The organism is Acidobacteriota bacterium (assembly GCA_040754075.1).
Classification (GTDB): Bacteria; Acidobacteriota; Blastocatellia; order UBA7656; family UBA7656; genus JBFMDH01.
Window position 1 is genome coordinate 156,452 of record JBFMDH010000009.1, and the last position, 14,666, is coordinate 171,117.

Annotated in this window: 15 protein-coding genes; 7 read left to right on the plus strand and 8 right to left on the minus strand. The window is 49.3% G+C overall.

From position 1 onward, the window contains the following. Positions 1-2: 2 nt before the first annotated feature. A complete protein-coding gene (locus tag AB1757_12305) occupies positions 3-1,832 on the minus strand; it encodes an ATP-binding protein (GenBank protein ID MEW6127811.1) in 1,830 nt (609 codons plus the stop codon). A gap of 84 nt (positions 1,833-1,916) precedes the next feature. Here AB1757_12305 and AB1757_12310 point away from each other — a divergent pair, with 84 nt between their 5' ends. The 4 genes from AB1757_12310 to AB1757_12325 all read left to right on the plus strand — a co-directional run bounded on the left by AB1757_12310 (position 1,917) and on the right by AB1757_12325 (position 4,133). Further along, positions 1,917-2,276: a hypothetical protein gene (locus AB1757_12310; GenBank protein ID MEW6127812.1), complete on the plus strand. Its 360-nt coding sequence runs from the start codon at positions 1,917-1,919 to the stop codon at positions 2,274-2,276. 234 nt (positions 2,277-2,510) lie between these two features. Then, positions 2,511-3,275: a DUF1080 domain-containing protein gene (locus tag AB1757_12315; protein MEW6127813.1), complete on the plus strand. Its 765-nt coding sequence runs from the start codon at positions 2,511-2,513 to the stop codon at positions 3,273-3,275. A gap of 170 nt (positions 3,276-3,445) precedes the next feature. After that, on the plus strand, positions 3,446-3,904 hold the full coding sequence (locus AB1757_12320) for a GNAT family N-acetyltransferase (protein MEW6127814.1): 459 nt from the start codon (positions 3,446-3,448) through the stop codon (positions 3,902-3,904). A 7-nt stretch (positions 3,905-3,911) separates the two neighbouring features. Next, entirely contained in the window at positions 3,912-4,133 is a 222-nt protein-coding gene (locus AB1757_12325; protein MEW6127815.1) for a DUF5597 domain-containing protein, read from the plus strand. Between the two features lie 40 nt (positions 4,134-4,173). Here the strand turns inward: AB1757_12325 and AB1757_12330 are convergent, their stop codons facing one another. Next, entirely contained in the window at positions 4,174-4,668 is a 495-nt protein-coding gene (locus tag AB1757_12330; GenBank protein ID MEW6127816.1) for a hypothetical protein, read from the minus strand. 481 nt (positions 4,669-5,149) lie between these two features. On the opposite strand from AB1757_12330, the gene AB1757_12335 reads away from it, so the two are divergent. The 3 genes from AB1757_12335 to AB1757_12345 all read left to right on the plus strand — a co-directional run bounded on the left by AB1757_12335 (position 5,150) and on the right by AB1757_12345 (position 7,913). Beyond that, positions 5,150-5,791: a sulfur transferase domain-containing protein gene (locus AB1757_12335; protein MEW6127817.1), complete on the plus strand. Its 642-nt coding sequence runs from the start codon at positions 5,150-5,152 to the stop codon at positions 5,789-5,791. A 95-nt stretch (positions 5,792-5,886) separates the two neighbouring features. Next, the gene (locus tag AB1757_12340) at positions 5,887-7,149 is read left to right on the plus strand and encodes a PQQ-binding-like beta-propeller repeat protein (protein MEW6127818.1); all 1,263 of its coding nucleotides are present in this window, start codon (positions 5,887-5,889) and stop codon (positions 7,147-7,149) included. A gap of 26 nt (positions 7,150-7,175) precedes the next feature. Continuing rightward, complete coding sequence (locus AB1757_12345; protein MEW6127819.1) at positions 7,176-7,913, plus strand: DJ-1/PfpI family protein; 738 nt, start codon at positions 7,176-7,178, stop codon at positions 7,911-7,913. Here the strand turns inward: AB1757_12345 and hpnE are convergent. From hpnE to AB1757_12375, 6 genes are all read right to left on the minus strand, one after another. Then, positions 7,910-9,226: a hydroxysqualene dehydroxylase HpnE gene (gene hpnE, locus AB1757_12350; protein ID MEW6127820.1), complete on the minus strand. Its 1,317-nt coding sequence runs from the start codon at positions 9,224-9,226 to the stop codon at positions 7,910-7,912. The genes AB1757_12345 and hpnE overlap by 4 nt on opposite strands. A 5-nt stretch (positions 9,227-9,231) precedes the next feature. Beyond that, positions 9,232-10,098 carry a presqualene diphosphate synthase HpnD gene (gene hpnD / locus AB1757_12355; protein MEW6127821.1) on the minus strand — a complete coding sequence of 289 codons (867 nt, stop codon included), beginning with the start codon at positions 10,096-10,098 and terminating at the stop codon, positions 9,232-9,234. Next, on the minus strand, positions 10,098-11,144 hold the full coding sequence (hpnC, locus tag AB1757_12360) for a squalene synthase HpnC (GenBank protein ID MEW6127822.1): 1,047 nt from the start codon (positions 11,142-11,144) through the stop codon (positions 10,098-10,100). The genes hpnD and hpnC overlap by 1 nt, the downstream gene beginning before the upstream one ends. Positions 11,145-11,241: 97 nt before the next feature. After that, positions 11,242-11,799 (minus strand): CarD family transcriptional regulator, encoded by a 558-nt coding sequence (locus tag AB1757_12365; GenBank protein MEW6127823.1) that lies wholly within the window; start codon positions 11,797-11,799, stop codon positions 11,242-11,244. Positions 11,800-12,336: 537 nt separating this feature from the next. Then, a complete protein-coding gene (locus AB1757_12370) occupies positions 12,337-13,887 on the minus strand; it encodes a trypsin-like peptidase domain-containing protein (protein ID MEW6127824.1) in 1,551 nt (516 codons plus the stop codon). Positions 13,888-14,330: 443 nt separating this feature from the next. Beyond that, a complete protein-coding gene (locus AB1757_12375; GenBank protein ID MEW6127825.1) occupies positions 14,331-14,660 on the minus strand; it encodes a carboxymuconolactone decarboxylase family protein in 330 nt (109 codons plus the stop codon). Positions 14,661-14,666: the final 6 nt, after the last annotated feature.

Below are 14,666 nucleotides of genomic sequence, written 5' to 3' on the forward strand. Positions count from 1 at the left end.
CACTACACGGTTATTTTTTCAGCCGGTTCGTTCACCACCTGGTTGTCTGGAAGCGTTGCAGATTCGCTTCGTTTGATTGGAATGGCGATGATAAAGCGGCTGCCTTTGCCCAGGGCGCTTTCAACACGAATCTCGCCGCCGTGCGCTTCGACGATATGTTTGACGATGGACAGTCCGAGTCCGCTGCCTTTGGTGTCATGCACCAGACCATCACTGACGCGATAAAATTTTTCAAAAATCTTTTTCTGTTCGTTGCGGGCAATGCCGATGCCACTATCGCGGACTTCGATGATGATGGAATCGTCCTGCCGGTAAGCCCGTACCGCTATATGTTTGGTTTCGGGCGAATATTTAACCGCGTTGTTCAATAGATTGAGTAATGCCTGAGCCATCGCGTCGCGGTCAATCAGCGTAACCGGCAGGTTCGTTTGAATATCGGTCTGGAGTTCAAATCCCGCGCTGATGATTTGATATTCATAACTGCTGATGACTTCGTTGATGATGTCTGCGAGATTGCCTTCGACAAAATTATAGTCGCGTTTGCCCGCTTCGATTTTGGAAAAGTCCAGAATGTTATTGATGAGTTGGGTGAGTCTGCGGCTTTCATTGTTGATAATTCGGTAATATTCCTTAGCTTTTTCGGGGCTTTTAAGGCGTCCGAGTTCGAGGGTCTCGGCAAACAATCGAATGAGCGAGAGCGGCGTTTTGAGTTCGTGCGAGACATTCGAGACGAATGCCGATTTTGCCTGCGCCAGTCTGATTTCGCGGGTGATGGCGCGCAAAGTCAAAACGATGCCACACACCAGCAGCGCAAAAACGAAGGCGTTGATGATGAGGTTTTGCCGGAAATTATTTTTTGCCAGTTCATCGAGAGTGATGTTTTTATAGCTGATGACCAGTTCGTATTTCGGCACGATGGGCGCAAAGGGAATGGCGACCTCGTAATTTTTTACCTCATCGCGACTGCTATAAAGCGCCTTGCCGTTTTCATCAAAGAGCATCAATGCCAGTTCATATTCTTTTTCAACTTCATCGGAATCGCGTTTCATTTCGGCGACCACTTCGGGAAAAATAATGTCGGTGAGGTAGGAAAAATTCACGGTTAAGCCTGCAAAGCCATACTCTCTGGTTTCCAAAAGAGTCATGCCGCATTCCGGGCAATGCCCCGGTTTATCGAACGGTTTATCGTGTTGATTGCAATAACAGGGCGGGCAGGCGTAATACTTTTTGAGTTCCGTTCCGTCAAATAAAGGGGCGACCAAAACCACCGACGACGGTTTTCGGGGAGTGGATTGCAGACATTCGGCTTCGGCTACATAAGCGCGGGTTTTGCTGTTGAGGGCTTTTTGCGTGGCAAAGCCTTCGGTGAAATAGCGGTTGATGCAACCGGTCGCCGAATTGCTGACGAAATGCCCGCCTATCCAGTAACCTGAACCGTTGGTGGTGTGCAGCACTGAAAAGGCGTTGGTTTGCGAAGGGCGATAGATTTGCGCGAACAGGTTGTCGATTTCCTTATGGGTTTCGAGCAGCGCGATGAAGCGTTTATCGAGTTGTTCCCAGTTCTGTTGTTTGAGTTCTTCGGGCGGGATTTGTTTGGCAAGAGTGACCGCGTAATCTTCGAGTTTCTCTTTGACCCGTTTGGTAAAGCGTTGCAGGGTTTGTCGCAGATTTTCACTGACGGCAGCTTTGGTCTTTTTCTGCAATTCATTGAGCGAGCGGTATTGAATCAGCGAAATCAGGATAGTCGGCAACAAAATGGCAGTGATGGCAATGGTCGTGAGTTTCACCCACGTCCATCTTGACGCATCTTTATGCAGACGATTCCACAACATCCGCCCCAGTATATAACCAAATCGCCGGAAAATATGTACACAAGCGGTAAGGAGTTGTAAAAAATTGTATCGGGATTTGAGCAATTGCTAACAGATGATAATTTGACGAACCCGGAGCAATTGCATATAACCCAAAGTATAATTTTGTGGCTTATTGCAATCGTTAGATTTGATAAATATTTTGATTGGTTTTCAGAGCAGACGTCATTGATGATCTTACCTTTATTAATCGCGGTTACGTTTATCGTCGCGGGAGGCATTTTAATCCGCAGTGCCAGAAAATCGCTGTCAACCGGAAAAGCCGAAACTGATGAAAATGATATCTTTTACAAAGCACATCAACCTATTCGCTTTTTCATATTCATCATTGCGCAAATAGTTTTTGGTTGTCTTCTGGTTCTTGCGGGCTTGGCGCTCATTGTCGCATCATTTCACGTCCGCTAAATCGGTAAGCTTTCAACCGCGCGACTGCGACAGTAGAGGAAGCGGTATGGAACTACGGGAGGGAATGCTTCAGTTTTGCAACACACCTGTTAGAGAAGGTGATTGCCTGAACGCGATTTCGCTTGGTTCAGTATTCAACTGTAGCCGATATGAATGGCAGCAGATTTTGGCGTAGTCGAGGCTATCGTTCGACGTAGAAATAATCGGTTTATGAAATTAGCAAATGGAGGATTGATGAAAAAGGGTTTAATGATAACGATAATGTTAGTGGTCGGCTTAGTGTTACTCTTGCCGCTCAATCATCTCGCGCAGCAGCAACAACCGCAGGGCGACCCGAAGCTCACAGAAGTCTGGAAGCCGGTGCCGCCAATCATCACGCCGGGCGTCGGAACCGCTCCACCATCTGATGCCATCGTCTTATTTTCTGGAAAAGACCTCTCCGAATGGCAACATGTAGAGGGCGGCGCGCCTGCGAAATGGCGAGTCGCGGGAGGCGCTTTTACGGTCGTCAAAGGCACCGGCAATATTCGCACCAAACGTGGATTCGGTGATTGCCAACTGCACATCGAATGGCGTACCCCTGCAAAAGTTGAAAGCGAAGGGCAGGGACGAGGCAACAGCGGCGTTTTTCTGCAAAGCCGTTATGAAGTTCAGGTCTTGGATTCTTACAACAACGTCACCTACTCGAACGGGCAGGCGGCAAGCATTTACAAACAACACATTCCGCTCGTCAACGCCAGCCGCAAACCGGGCGACTGGCAAACCTATGACATTTTCTTCCGCGCTCCGCGCTTTGCCGAAAACGGCACGGTGGCAACTCCGGGATACATCACCGTGATACATAACGGCGTGCTCGTTCAAGACCACGTTGAGTTGAAAGGCAACACCGTTTACATCGGTCAACCGGCATATGAAAAACACAGTCTCAAGGAACCCATTGAACTTCAGGATCACGGCAATCCCCTCAGCTATCGCAACATCTGGATACGCGAGTTGTAACCGGTAGCCGGTTAAACAGAGCGTCCCGGAGACGCAAGGGAAATATGTTCATCCTTCGCCCTTTCAAGAGAAGGGCATGAAATTAAGACCGAAAGCGCCGACATCGAGGTTGGCAATCGTGAAATCTGCGATGTCGGCGCTTTCGGTAAAATTTTTTTCTTTACCACGCTATGGAGATTAAACTTGATGACCTGCGTCACCCCGCGATTCACGCGCTGTTGAACGAACATCTGCAAAATATGTATGAGCTTTCACCGCCTGAAAGCGTTCACGCGCTAGACCTGGATAAACTGCGCGCGCCCGACATCACCTTCTGGACAGTTTGGGAAGCAACTGTGCTACTGGGTTGCGGGGCGCTTAAAGAACTTGACCCTAAACACGGCGAAATCAAATCCATGCGCACGCCCGTCGCCCATCGTCGCAAAGGCGCAGGTCGCGCTATCCTCGCGCATATTATCGAAGTGGCACGAGAGCGAGGTTATGAATGGCTCAGTTTAGAGACTGGTTCGGCAGCGGCTTTTGAACCCGCGCGAAAACTTTATGAAAGTTTCGGCTTCACCTACTGTGAGCCGTTCGGCGATTACCCGGATGATCCCAACAGCACATTTATGACCTTGCGGCTGGCATAGGATTGCGATTGCGCCGGATGAATTCGTGATTGCCGGTACAGGCATCACCGTCACTTTTGATGCAGCGATACCGGGCGAACCCATCGTCGGCATCCTTTCGGTTCAGGAAGGCAAATACACAAACGGGCAGTGGATACCGGGTCGTTGGCTGAATGGCGATCAGACCCATCAAGGGCGTCATCTGCGCCTGCCAACGGACAAATTCGGCATCCGGCGCATCAAGCTTTAGGATTATCGTTAATCTATCAAGCGATGAAATCTCAGGCTATTCAAGGGGATGAGTGTTCGGATTGCGATGATTTTGGCGGAATTTTTTCACCCAATCGGGCTGTGGTTTTTTCAGTGACGCTTGGTGGCATAGTGACGCTCGCATCCGGCTCTTTTAATAGTTCTCGGGTTTTGACGGATGCGCTGTTTTGCGCCGGGTTTGCAGATTTTTTGTTTAATCCCGGAAACTGTTTTTTTAGGAGCAGAGTTCGCCAGAAAATCTGCACCTGCCAGAAAAAGATTGCGGTCAAAAAACCTGCGGTCAGGTAAATGACCACAGGTGTTTCCGCTTTGCCGAGAAATATCACATAAAGAGTAATCGCCAAAGCCAAACTGACCACTGCGGTCATGGCATTCAAGGTGATGTTGGCGGTGAAATGTTGTTCGGGTGAAATTTGACGACTGCTGATTTTGTCAAAGTCAGGCAAAAAGGTGCCGCATTGTCGGCAAAACGATTCCGCCTGTTGTTCGGCTTTTCCGCAATTTGGACAAAACATATTTTTCTCTACGAATGAACGTGGCAACCGGGTTCCTTTTTATCAGCTTGTTTAGCATATCGCCAGATGATGCGGTCAGGTGATAGATTGAACCCCCAGGACACCAAGGACACGAAAATTAAAAAGACAAAAGGTTATTCATCTCCTTCGTGCCGCTTCGTGTTCAATGCTTCTTTAGCTTGGGAGTAATGCGCTGGCTGAGTTTTTATAGCAGTTTGCAATACGATTTACTGAGGTTGAATAAGCGGTCGTTGACCGCTCTCTCAACAGAGACTGCGTAAACGCTTTTGCAAACTGCTATAGGAGTAATGCGCTGGCTGAGCTTTTAAAGGTTCCATTCTCTTCAATTGCCTGCCCACCTTTTCCTGATACAACTTGATACAACTTATTACAAGCTGGTGAGGACTTGCCTCACACCATTTTCGTAAAGTGCGGTTAGATTCGATAGCTTTGAAATTTCACAGATGAATTGGAGATAAAAATGAAACGGAGTTTCAGTTTATTCCTGATAATTTTGCTTGCTTCAGTTGCAACTTTTTCCGCTGTACAGACGACCGCAACAAAGCCTTATGTTTGTCCACCGTGTGGTTGTAAACAGGATGACGAAGTTTTTGAACAACCGGGAAATTGTCCTGATTGCCATATGGTACTGGTTGAAAAAACTCCCGAAATGGATGAAGTGACTTCCATCCGCCGGTTCCTGCGCGTTGATAAAGACATTTGTACAGGCGGACAACCGCGTCTCGTGCAACTTGCGAAACTCAAAGCCGAAGGCATCAAAACCATCATCAATTTGCGCCCGCCCGATGAACACGCGGGTGCGAAAGAAGAGGCTAAAGCCAAAGAACTCGGCTTGCGCTATTTCAATATCCCTGTGAGTTTCGCCAATCCCCAAGATGAACAGGTCGAAGCGTTTTTGAAACTCACGGATGATGCAGCCAATCGCCCCATGTTTATTCATTGCGCGGCAGCAATTCGCGTCGGCGCGTTCTGGATGATTCGTCGCGTGATGCGCGATGGCTGGACGGTTGAAAAGGCGCAGGAAGAGGCAAAAAAAATCGGCTTGACCAATCAGGACTGGATTGATTTCGCGATGGATTATCTCGAACGACATAAGAAGTGAAAAAGACAAAAGGCAAAAATCAAAAGGCAAAAGTAAGAGAGACCGGCAGGTGACTCTCTTTTTGGTAATGATGAGTTGAAAAGAGTGAGAGGCATATGAAACTGCAAGGCAAAATACGGCTCTGGTTTTTCGCAGGGATGTTGCTGGAACTGTTGATTGGCGGAAGCCCTATCGTCTTTGCGCAATCGGCGGATTGGTATCAATGGGGCGGCGCGACCCGCAATTTCAAATCTCCGGCAAAAGGGCTTGCAACAAATTGGCCTGCGACGGGACCGAAAAAATTATGGCAACGCGCGCTTGGCGATGGCTATTCGGCGATTGCCGCAACCGACGGCAAACTCTTCACCATGTATCGCAAAGGTGAAACCGAAATCGTCGCGGCGCTCGATGCCGCAAGCGGAAAAACCTTGTGGGAATATGCCTACAGCGCGCCGTTTACGAAAGACTATGATATGTCGAACGGCGAAGGTCCACACGCGACCCCTTTGGTTATCGGCAATTTGATTTTTACCGCAGGCGCGACCAGCAAATTTCATTGCCTGAATAAACAGACAGGCAAACCTGTCTGGTCGCATGACCTGATTAAAGAATTCAATGGCACAACCCGCGTCAATGGCTATTCCTGTAGCCCGTTGGCTTATAAACATATGGTCATCATGCAGGTCGGCGGACAAGGCAGTGCCATCATCGCTTTCAATCAAAAAGATGGCGCGGTGGTCTGGAAAAAACATGATTTTAAAAATTCTACTTCGTCGCCCCTCATCATCAACGTCGGCGGCGAAGAACAACTCATCGCCTTCATGTTCGATGACATCGTTGGCGTCAATCCCACGACCGGCGACCTGCTTTGGAGTTATAAACACACAACGGACTTTGGTCTCAACACCAGCACACCGGTCTGGGGCGATGACGATTTGCTGTTCGTGTCGTCGGGTTATAACGGCGGCAGTCGCGTGATCAAACTTATAAAAAACGGCGCGAAAACCACACCGGAAGAGGTCTGGTTTTCGCGCTCCATGCGCATACATTTCAGTAACTGCATTCGCCTTGGTGACATTGTCTACGGGTCAAGCGGCGATTTCGGTCCGGCATTTTTTACGGCGGTGAATGTTAAAACCGGCAAGGTGCTCTGGCGCGACCGCAACATCGCGCGTTCGAGTTTCATTTATGCCGACGGGCATTTCATTCTGCTGGATGAAGACGGCAACTTGAGTTTAGCGACGCCGACCGACCAGGGCGTGAATGTGCTATCAAAAGTTTCGTTGACCTCGACCAACTCATGGACAGTGCCAACGCTTATCGGCACCACGCTTTATGTGCGTGACCGGAAAAATATTATGGCGCTGGATTTGAAATAATCCCCAAATTTAAAGGAGAAAACCAAATGGAGCGAAGAAAATTTTTAGCAAATACAACTGTCGCCGGTATCGCGCTGGCATCTGCGGGCATTCAAGAAGTGGTGGCAAGACCACCGAAAGAAAAAAAATCTGCGCAGCAGATTACCACCAAAAATTATAAAATCACGGTTCCCGAAGATGGGGTTATCCCGGTTGCGGTTGCGGTTTCGCAAGGCGTGACGGTGATTGATTTCGCCGGACCCTGGGAAGTTTTTCAGGATGTCTTTTTCGATAAGAATGGCAAACATCATATGCCGTTTAAACTTTATACGGTTTCCGAAAAGACCGAGCCGCTCAGAGGCTCTGCGGGACTGAGAATCGTTCCCGATTACACCTTTGAAAATGCGCCCGCGCCGAAAGTCATCGTCATTCCGGCACAGGTGGGTTCGACGGCGCTGCACGACTGGCTGCGCAAAGTTGTACCCGGTACGGATGTCACCATGTCTGTTTGCACGGGCGCCTTTCAACTCGCCAAAGCCGGACTCCTGACCGGTAAAACCGTGACCACGCATCACAAATTTACCGACCGTCTCGCACAACAATATCCCGACATCATTGTGAAGACCGGTTTGCGCTTTGTTGAAGGCGAAAAAATTTCAACCGCCGGAGGACTGACGTCAGGAATTGATTTGGCGCTTCGAGTGGTCGAGCGTTATTTCGGCAGAGACATCGCTGAAAAAACCGCTGTCTATATGGAATATCAAAGCAAAGGCTGGATAGCTTAAACAATCAATTGCGCAGCCGTGTTGCCGCTGAGCACGGCGCTTTCGATGGTTGCCGGAAAGCCGGTGTTCGTCCAGTCACCGGCTAAGAAAAAATTCGCAATCGGGGTTTGCGCATCGGGTCTGAGCCTATCGCTTTCGACGGTGTGAGCGATGGTCGCTTCGCGCTCTTTCACAATCGTCGCATGCAACAATTTGGCTTCATGGCTTTGCGGGATGAGCGCCTGCAAATCCCGCATCGCCATTTCAACCAGTTGATGTTTCGTCCAGTTGGTATATTGATTGGCGGCGCTGATAATCAATGCCAGATGATTGGAAGGTTTGGTCGTCAAAGCAATCGCGTCTTTATTAAAGAGCCATTGAGTCTCGGTGCCAATCAAGCCGATGAATTGACGGTCGGTGAGCGGTCTATCGAACCACAGATTGATTGAAACGATTGCCGAGGACTTTAATTTCGCGAGATAGGCGAAATGCTTTTCCCGTAAATCATCATCGAGCATTTCAAACAAGACATTGGGCGGCACGGCGCTGATGACATAATCGGCGTTGATGATTTCACCGCCGGTTAATTCAACGCCTACAACTTGATCATCCCGAATTAAAATTTTATGCGCGCGAGCAAGCACTTGGATTTTGCCGCCGCGTGATTCGATGAAATGTTTGGCGTCTTGCGTGTAGAGGTCGCTCAGTCCCACGCTTGAAATGCCGATTGCCGAAGCCGCGCGCCCGCCGCCAAACGCCTCTTGCAAAACCTTAATCAACATTTTTGCCGAAGCGACATCGGGGCTTTCATTCAACGTCGCGACGACTAAAGGCGTCCAGAAACGCTTGCTGATATTGGCGGACTGCTTGAGCTTTTTTAACCACTCGGCAACCGTCAATGCGCCGTTTGTTGTCGCTTTGCCGCGCAGCGTGCTGCTTAAATTGAAGGCGCGCAATTTATCGCCAATCGTTAAACCTTTCAGTTTGAATAACCCTGCGAGCACGTGAAGCGGCGCAGGAAGCTTTGGGCACGCAAACGAATCAAGTCCGTTTTTGGCATCGAGAAAATCGACCCGCGTGCGCTCTTGAAATTTTAATTTTTCGAGGGTGCCGAGCTTTTTTAAGAAAGCGATGGTGTGATGGTAACAGCCCATAAACAGGTGCTGTCCATTATCAACGATGTCGCCGGTCGTTGGGTCTCGGAAAGAATAAGCGCGCCCGCCAAGGTGATTGCGACGTTCGACAATCACTACCTCGAAGCCGCGTTCGCTGAGCCGAACGCCCGCTGCAAGTCCTGCAAAACCGCCTCCAATGATGATGACGCGCTTTGCCAATCCCCTTACCTCTTGAATTTATTTTTGAACCAGACCTGCAAAGCGATTTCCAGGCGGCGGAATTTTGAAAGACTGACGCGATTGTGAAAGACGTTGTACTCGACCGCCTGAATTTTGTTGAGAATTTCCCGGTAAATCGCGCCCATGATTTCGGCGGCAAACATCGTCTGGCGGTCTTGTTCGGGCAGGGAACTCGCGGCGCGGTTGAAATAATATTCGGCGCGTCGGTGTTCGTATTTCATGAGTTCGATAAATGGCGCATTGTAACGATTGGCTTTCAAATCCTGTTCGCTGTAACCGAAACGCTCCATGTCTTCGAGCGGAATGTAGATGCGCCCGCGCTCTGCATCCTCTTTTAAATCGCGCAGGATATTCGTCAGTTGCAAAGCCAGACCTAAATTGACCGCGTATTCGCGTGTGCCCGGCGAATCGTAGCCGAAAATTTCAATACAGATCAGCCCGACCGCCGACGCCACGCGATAACAATATTCGCGCAGGTCTGCAAAGCTCTGATAGCTCGTCCACTCTAAATCCATCTCCATGCCTTCGATTAAATCAATGAAGGGTTGTTCGGGAATATCGAAATCATCGATGACTTCAGAGAGTTCTTCACCGAACTCGGTATTCGGGAAGCCTCGGAAACAAGCGGCAATCTCTTCGCGCCAGTGAGTTAATTCGCCTAAAGGATCGCGTCCGGTTTTGTCGTTATCCACAATGTCATCGAGGATGCGGCAGAATTTATAGACGGTGGTGATTGCCCGGCGTTTTTTTGTAGGCAGGAACAGGAACGAATAATAAAAATTCGAGCCGGTGGCTTTCACAAGACGAGTCGGCGCGCTGATGACTTTTGAAAAGGCGGATTCGGTTGGCATCAGTCGCGTTTGAACGCCTCCTTGCGCAAGGCTTTGATGAGGATTTGTAATTTGTCGCGTTTCGTAATCATCGGTCTAAAGCGAAACACATCGTAACCGTTTTCTTCGATAGCCTTCAAGATTTTTGTGCCGCCCAGCCAGACGACGCGAAGTTCAATGCCGAGTCTTCCGGTGACGGTTGTGCATAAGGCTTTGCCTTCATTGAACAATTCGCGGGCACGGGTGATTTCAAACTGCATCAACTCACAAAATTCTTTTGAGAGCGTCCGGGTGTTTAAGCCCTCATAGCTTAAACCGAATCGACGCAAATCCGCTTCGGGCAGATAGACGCGGTCTTTGCCTAAATCAATTGCCACGTCCTGCCAGTGATTGGCGAGTTGCAAGCCGGTGCAGATGGCATCAGACATTTCGTGCAACCTCGCATCGCGATAACCGAAAAGCAGGAGAATCAAACGCCCGATAGGGTTTGCCGAGCGGCGACAATAATCCGCAAGTTCCGTGAACGTTTGATAGCGGCGTTTTTCGACATCCTGCGCAAAAGCGGAAAGCAAATCTTCAAACAGCGTGAGTGGCAAAGCAAATTGTTTTTGGGTATCGGCAAGCGCCACAAACACCGGATGCCAGGCGCGACCCGCAAATGCTTCACCCAACATCACGCGCCATTCTTCGATTAATTCGAGTCGCGCCGCCGCGCTATAATTTTCTTCGTAACCTTCGTCGGCAAAATCATCGGCAATGCGCGCAAAAGCGTAAATCGAATAAAAATATTTCCGCAAGGGTTTGGGGACAAGCACCGAACCGACAGGAAAATTTTCATAATGCGAACGGGCTAATTTTTCGCAGTAATCGTAAGCTTCATCAAGCGACCAGGTTTTGGTTTTGAGGCGTGGCGCGTCAATAGCGGTTGCCAGCGCGATTCGGTTTTGCCGGATTGAGGTTGTCATGGGTGTTGGTTTAAAGGGTGGATTATAAAAGAAACACACCGATACTGTCAGGGCAACTTGGGTGTCGTGACGATAGAAGACCGCGCGAAAAACCGCAGACAACTATTCTGACGACGTGAGGGACTCGCCTGCTGAATAATGAATTGCGTTTATGATGAGGGCAGAGTTGCGGGGATGAACCTGCCCTGAAAAGAACTGTTTAGTGAACCGTTGCGGCTCGTAAATTTCTCACCCCCGGTTTGGCGGTGCCAATTACCGTGGTGTGTTTGGCGCAGCAGCGCCCCAGGGCTTCATCAACCTGGGCTTCGACTGTGCAATCGGTTTTGCGACAAACGGTCGCCAGTTCGCTGACCACCAGATAACGCGCTCTTTCAAGCATGCGTTTTTCGCGAAACGAGAGCGGTTTCAGGTGATTGAGATAGGTAAGGGTTTTCAAAACTTCGGCAACATGAAAAATATCGCCGGTTTTCATCTTTTCTGTGAATTCTTTGTAGCGGTCTTTCCAATCAACCGGGGGACTGCTGAAATCTTCTGAAAGTGCTTGTAGGAGTTTATCGCATTGGACGGCTTTGATGGGAGAGCGGAGACCGATGTCCGAAGCGTTTTTGATGGGAACCATGACGGTCGATTCGGTCGCTTTCAGTCTCAGCAGGTAGAAACTGTTATTGATTCCACCGATTTCCGTAGAGGTGATGTTTTCGATTACACCAATTCCATGATTTGGATATACAACCTTTTCTCCTATTTTGAAGTTCACAGACGCCTCCTTTGTCAAAGTAAAGCAGAGCCAGACTTTTTGATAATGGATGTAACAGGGCAATACCCTTGAACATTTTATTTACTCTTGATTGATTTGCGAGATGCGAATCTTGTGGATGTTTTTTTGAATGATTGTTTGTCTCAGGAATAAGCGCAATTTTTGAATCAGCAACTTTACTCTCGGACAATCGTTTCAATGATTCGCAAATCCAATGTACAACAGGCTTCAACCGACGGTCAAGCGGATTAGGCAAAAGTTTGTGAACCGCTCTTAGGCTATTCGTCATGGGTCATTTGCTTTTTCAAATTTTTATAACCTACCTTGAAACTGGCTCCCCTAGCCGATTTCGAGGTTGGTGGCTATTTATTGATTGAGGTTGAAACGATAGTCAACCAATGCCGTCGCGAAAACTGAACGGTTGGTCGAGGCATATGCTTTGAACTTCAGGTGATGATAAAGAGCGAGCCTATGGCTGTTGATAGATAAAAAGTTTTGTCAGTAGCGCCTGCTATCAACGGCGCTACTGCTGTTTGTTTAGGGCATGGTAAACGAAATGATGTAAGAGACGCGCACCAGTGATTTGGTATCGCGGCGATAAATTTTCAACACCACATCATCGCCGCTCTTTAATTGACTGGTGAGCAATTGATAATCTTCGAGCGAGCGCACCATCAGGTAATTGATTTCACTGATGACATCATCGGTCATCACCCCGCCCAGATTGGCGACACCCGCCGGGTCAACGCCTGCGACATAAACGCCGCGCAGCCCTTCCATGCCGAATTGTCTGGCGAGTTCGCCGGTCAAAAATTTCACATTCAGACCGAGTGAGGGTTGGAATTTTGGTTTCCCGGAAGTGGTTTCTCCCGGAACGATTTTAGGGACGGCAGGGGAAAGCCCTTTGGGGTTTCGCGGGTCAAACAGGGGTGGCGTTGCAACCGGAGCATTGGTGGTACGCTCTTCGAGTTTGACTTGCGCCGTCATATTTTTGCCGCCGCGCACATAAGCGATATTGGCGGTTGAACCGATGGGTTGCGCGGCAATCAAACGAATCACTTCGCGAAAATTTTTCACCTTCTGATTGTTGACGCTGACAATCACATCGCCGCCGGTTAGTCCCGCGCGCGCCGCTGGACTCGCATCATCCGTCGGTCGTTCAACCAGCACGCCTTGGTTATCAGGCAGCCGATTGATGCGGGCAATTTGCGACGAAATATCTTTGGGTACGATACCTAAAAACGCCCGCCGGACTCGACCATTGGCGACCAGTTGATTGTAAACATCGACTGCCGTCGAGGTCGGAATCGACAAGCTGATGCCGATGTAACGATCAATGTTCGGATTGTTGGTGATGATTTGTGTATTGATGCCGATGACTTCACCCGCGAGATTGACTAAGGGACCGCCGGAATTGCCCGGATTAATGGCGGCGTCGGTTTGAATGAATTGCTGGAACGCCGATTGATTGCGTTCGGCAATGCGGTCTTTGGCGCTGACAATACCCGCAGTCACGGTCTGTTCGAGTCCTAGTGGTGAACCAATGGCGAGCACCCATTCGCCAACCGCTAATCTATCCGAATCACCAATTTTAGCGACCGGAAGCGAAGCGCGCGACTCGATTTTAATCACCGCCAGATCGGTTTCCGGGTCTTGCCCGACAACTTTGGCTTGGTACTCCGTGCCATCCGACAACCTCACGCGCAATCGCACAGCATTTTTGACCACATGTTCATTGGTCAAGATGTAACCTTGCGAATTGACAATCACCCCTGAACCCTGCCCCTCGCGTCCGTAGTTGGCTTCGGTGTAAGCGACTTTGATATGAACCACAGAAGGTTCAACCTGCGCCGCTACTCGGGCAAACGAAGCCGACAGGGAATCGGGCGTGAAGGTTGCATTGCTGATGGTCAAGCGATTATCGGTTGCCCCGGCGATACCGTGAACCACTGCGCCCACGGCAATGCCGATGGATAAACAACACACCGCGACCAAAATTAAAATGATGCGGTTGTAGCGCGTGACTACCAGTTGTTCAAATCGCGTATGGTTTGGTTCTTCGTTGCTGTTCGGCTTTTCGTTAATCATGGGAGCATCTCCAAACTGTCAAATCGGTTCAGAAATTATGAGGTGATGAAATTATAACAAAGCGTGTAGGTTTGCCACAGCCTGGAAGTGCATTCTGAAAAGATGAGAAGCAGGGAAGAGGTGAAAAGGTGATGTGGGGTTTAGCGAGGCAAGCGAGCGCGCGCTGAAGTGGGACATCGCTATTATAAAAAAAACGACCCCAAGCCCTTAGGCTAAGCTCAGGGTCGTCAACGGCGGGTATGGAGGACCCCGCCGTATCCGAGTGAGGCGGAATTATTATTGATTCTTTTACTGCCGAGAGCGGTCTCGCGATTTTTTCACCATAGAGCAGGATGGCATTGCCATCTGAAATTTCGGTCTATACTGGTTCATTGAGCTTTCTGCTTTTTTCAGTCTTTCACTGAAAATGTTATTGCCATCACCTGCTCCGGGTTTTGTGGTCGTTATTCCTGATTAAAGAGTCTCAACGCCATCGCGCCGTGGGTGGCTGCTCCGCCAGCGCGTAACGCCGCCGCCAAAAAGGCGGTTTCCGATAACTCTTCACGGCTTACGCCTGCGCGTTTCGCCGCTTTCGTATGTGCTTCGATACAGTAGGGGCACTGAGTTGTGAATGCCACGGCGAGGGCGATGAGTTCGCGGTACTTTCTCGGAATCTTCCCGTCTTCTCTGCTGACAATGTTGTCCAGATTCAGCCAGGCAGTAAATTCTTCGGGAGACAACTTGGACATCTCCTTGAACTGTTGCAGATCGTTTTCATTATAATAATGAGTCATAAGCAA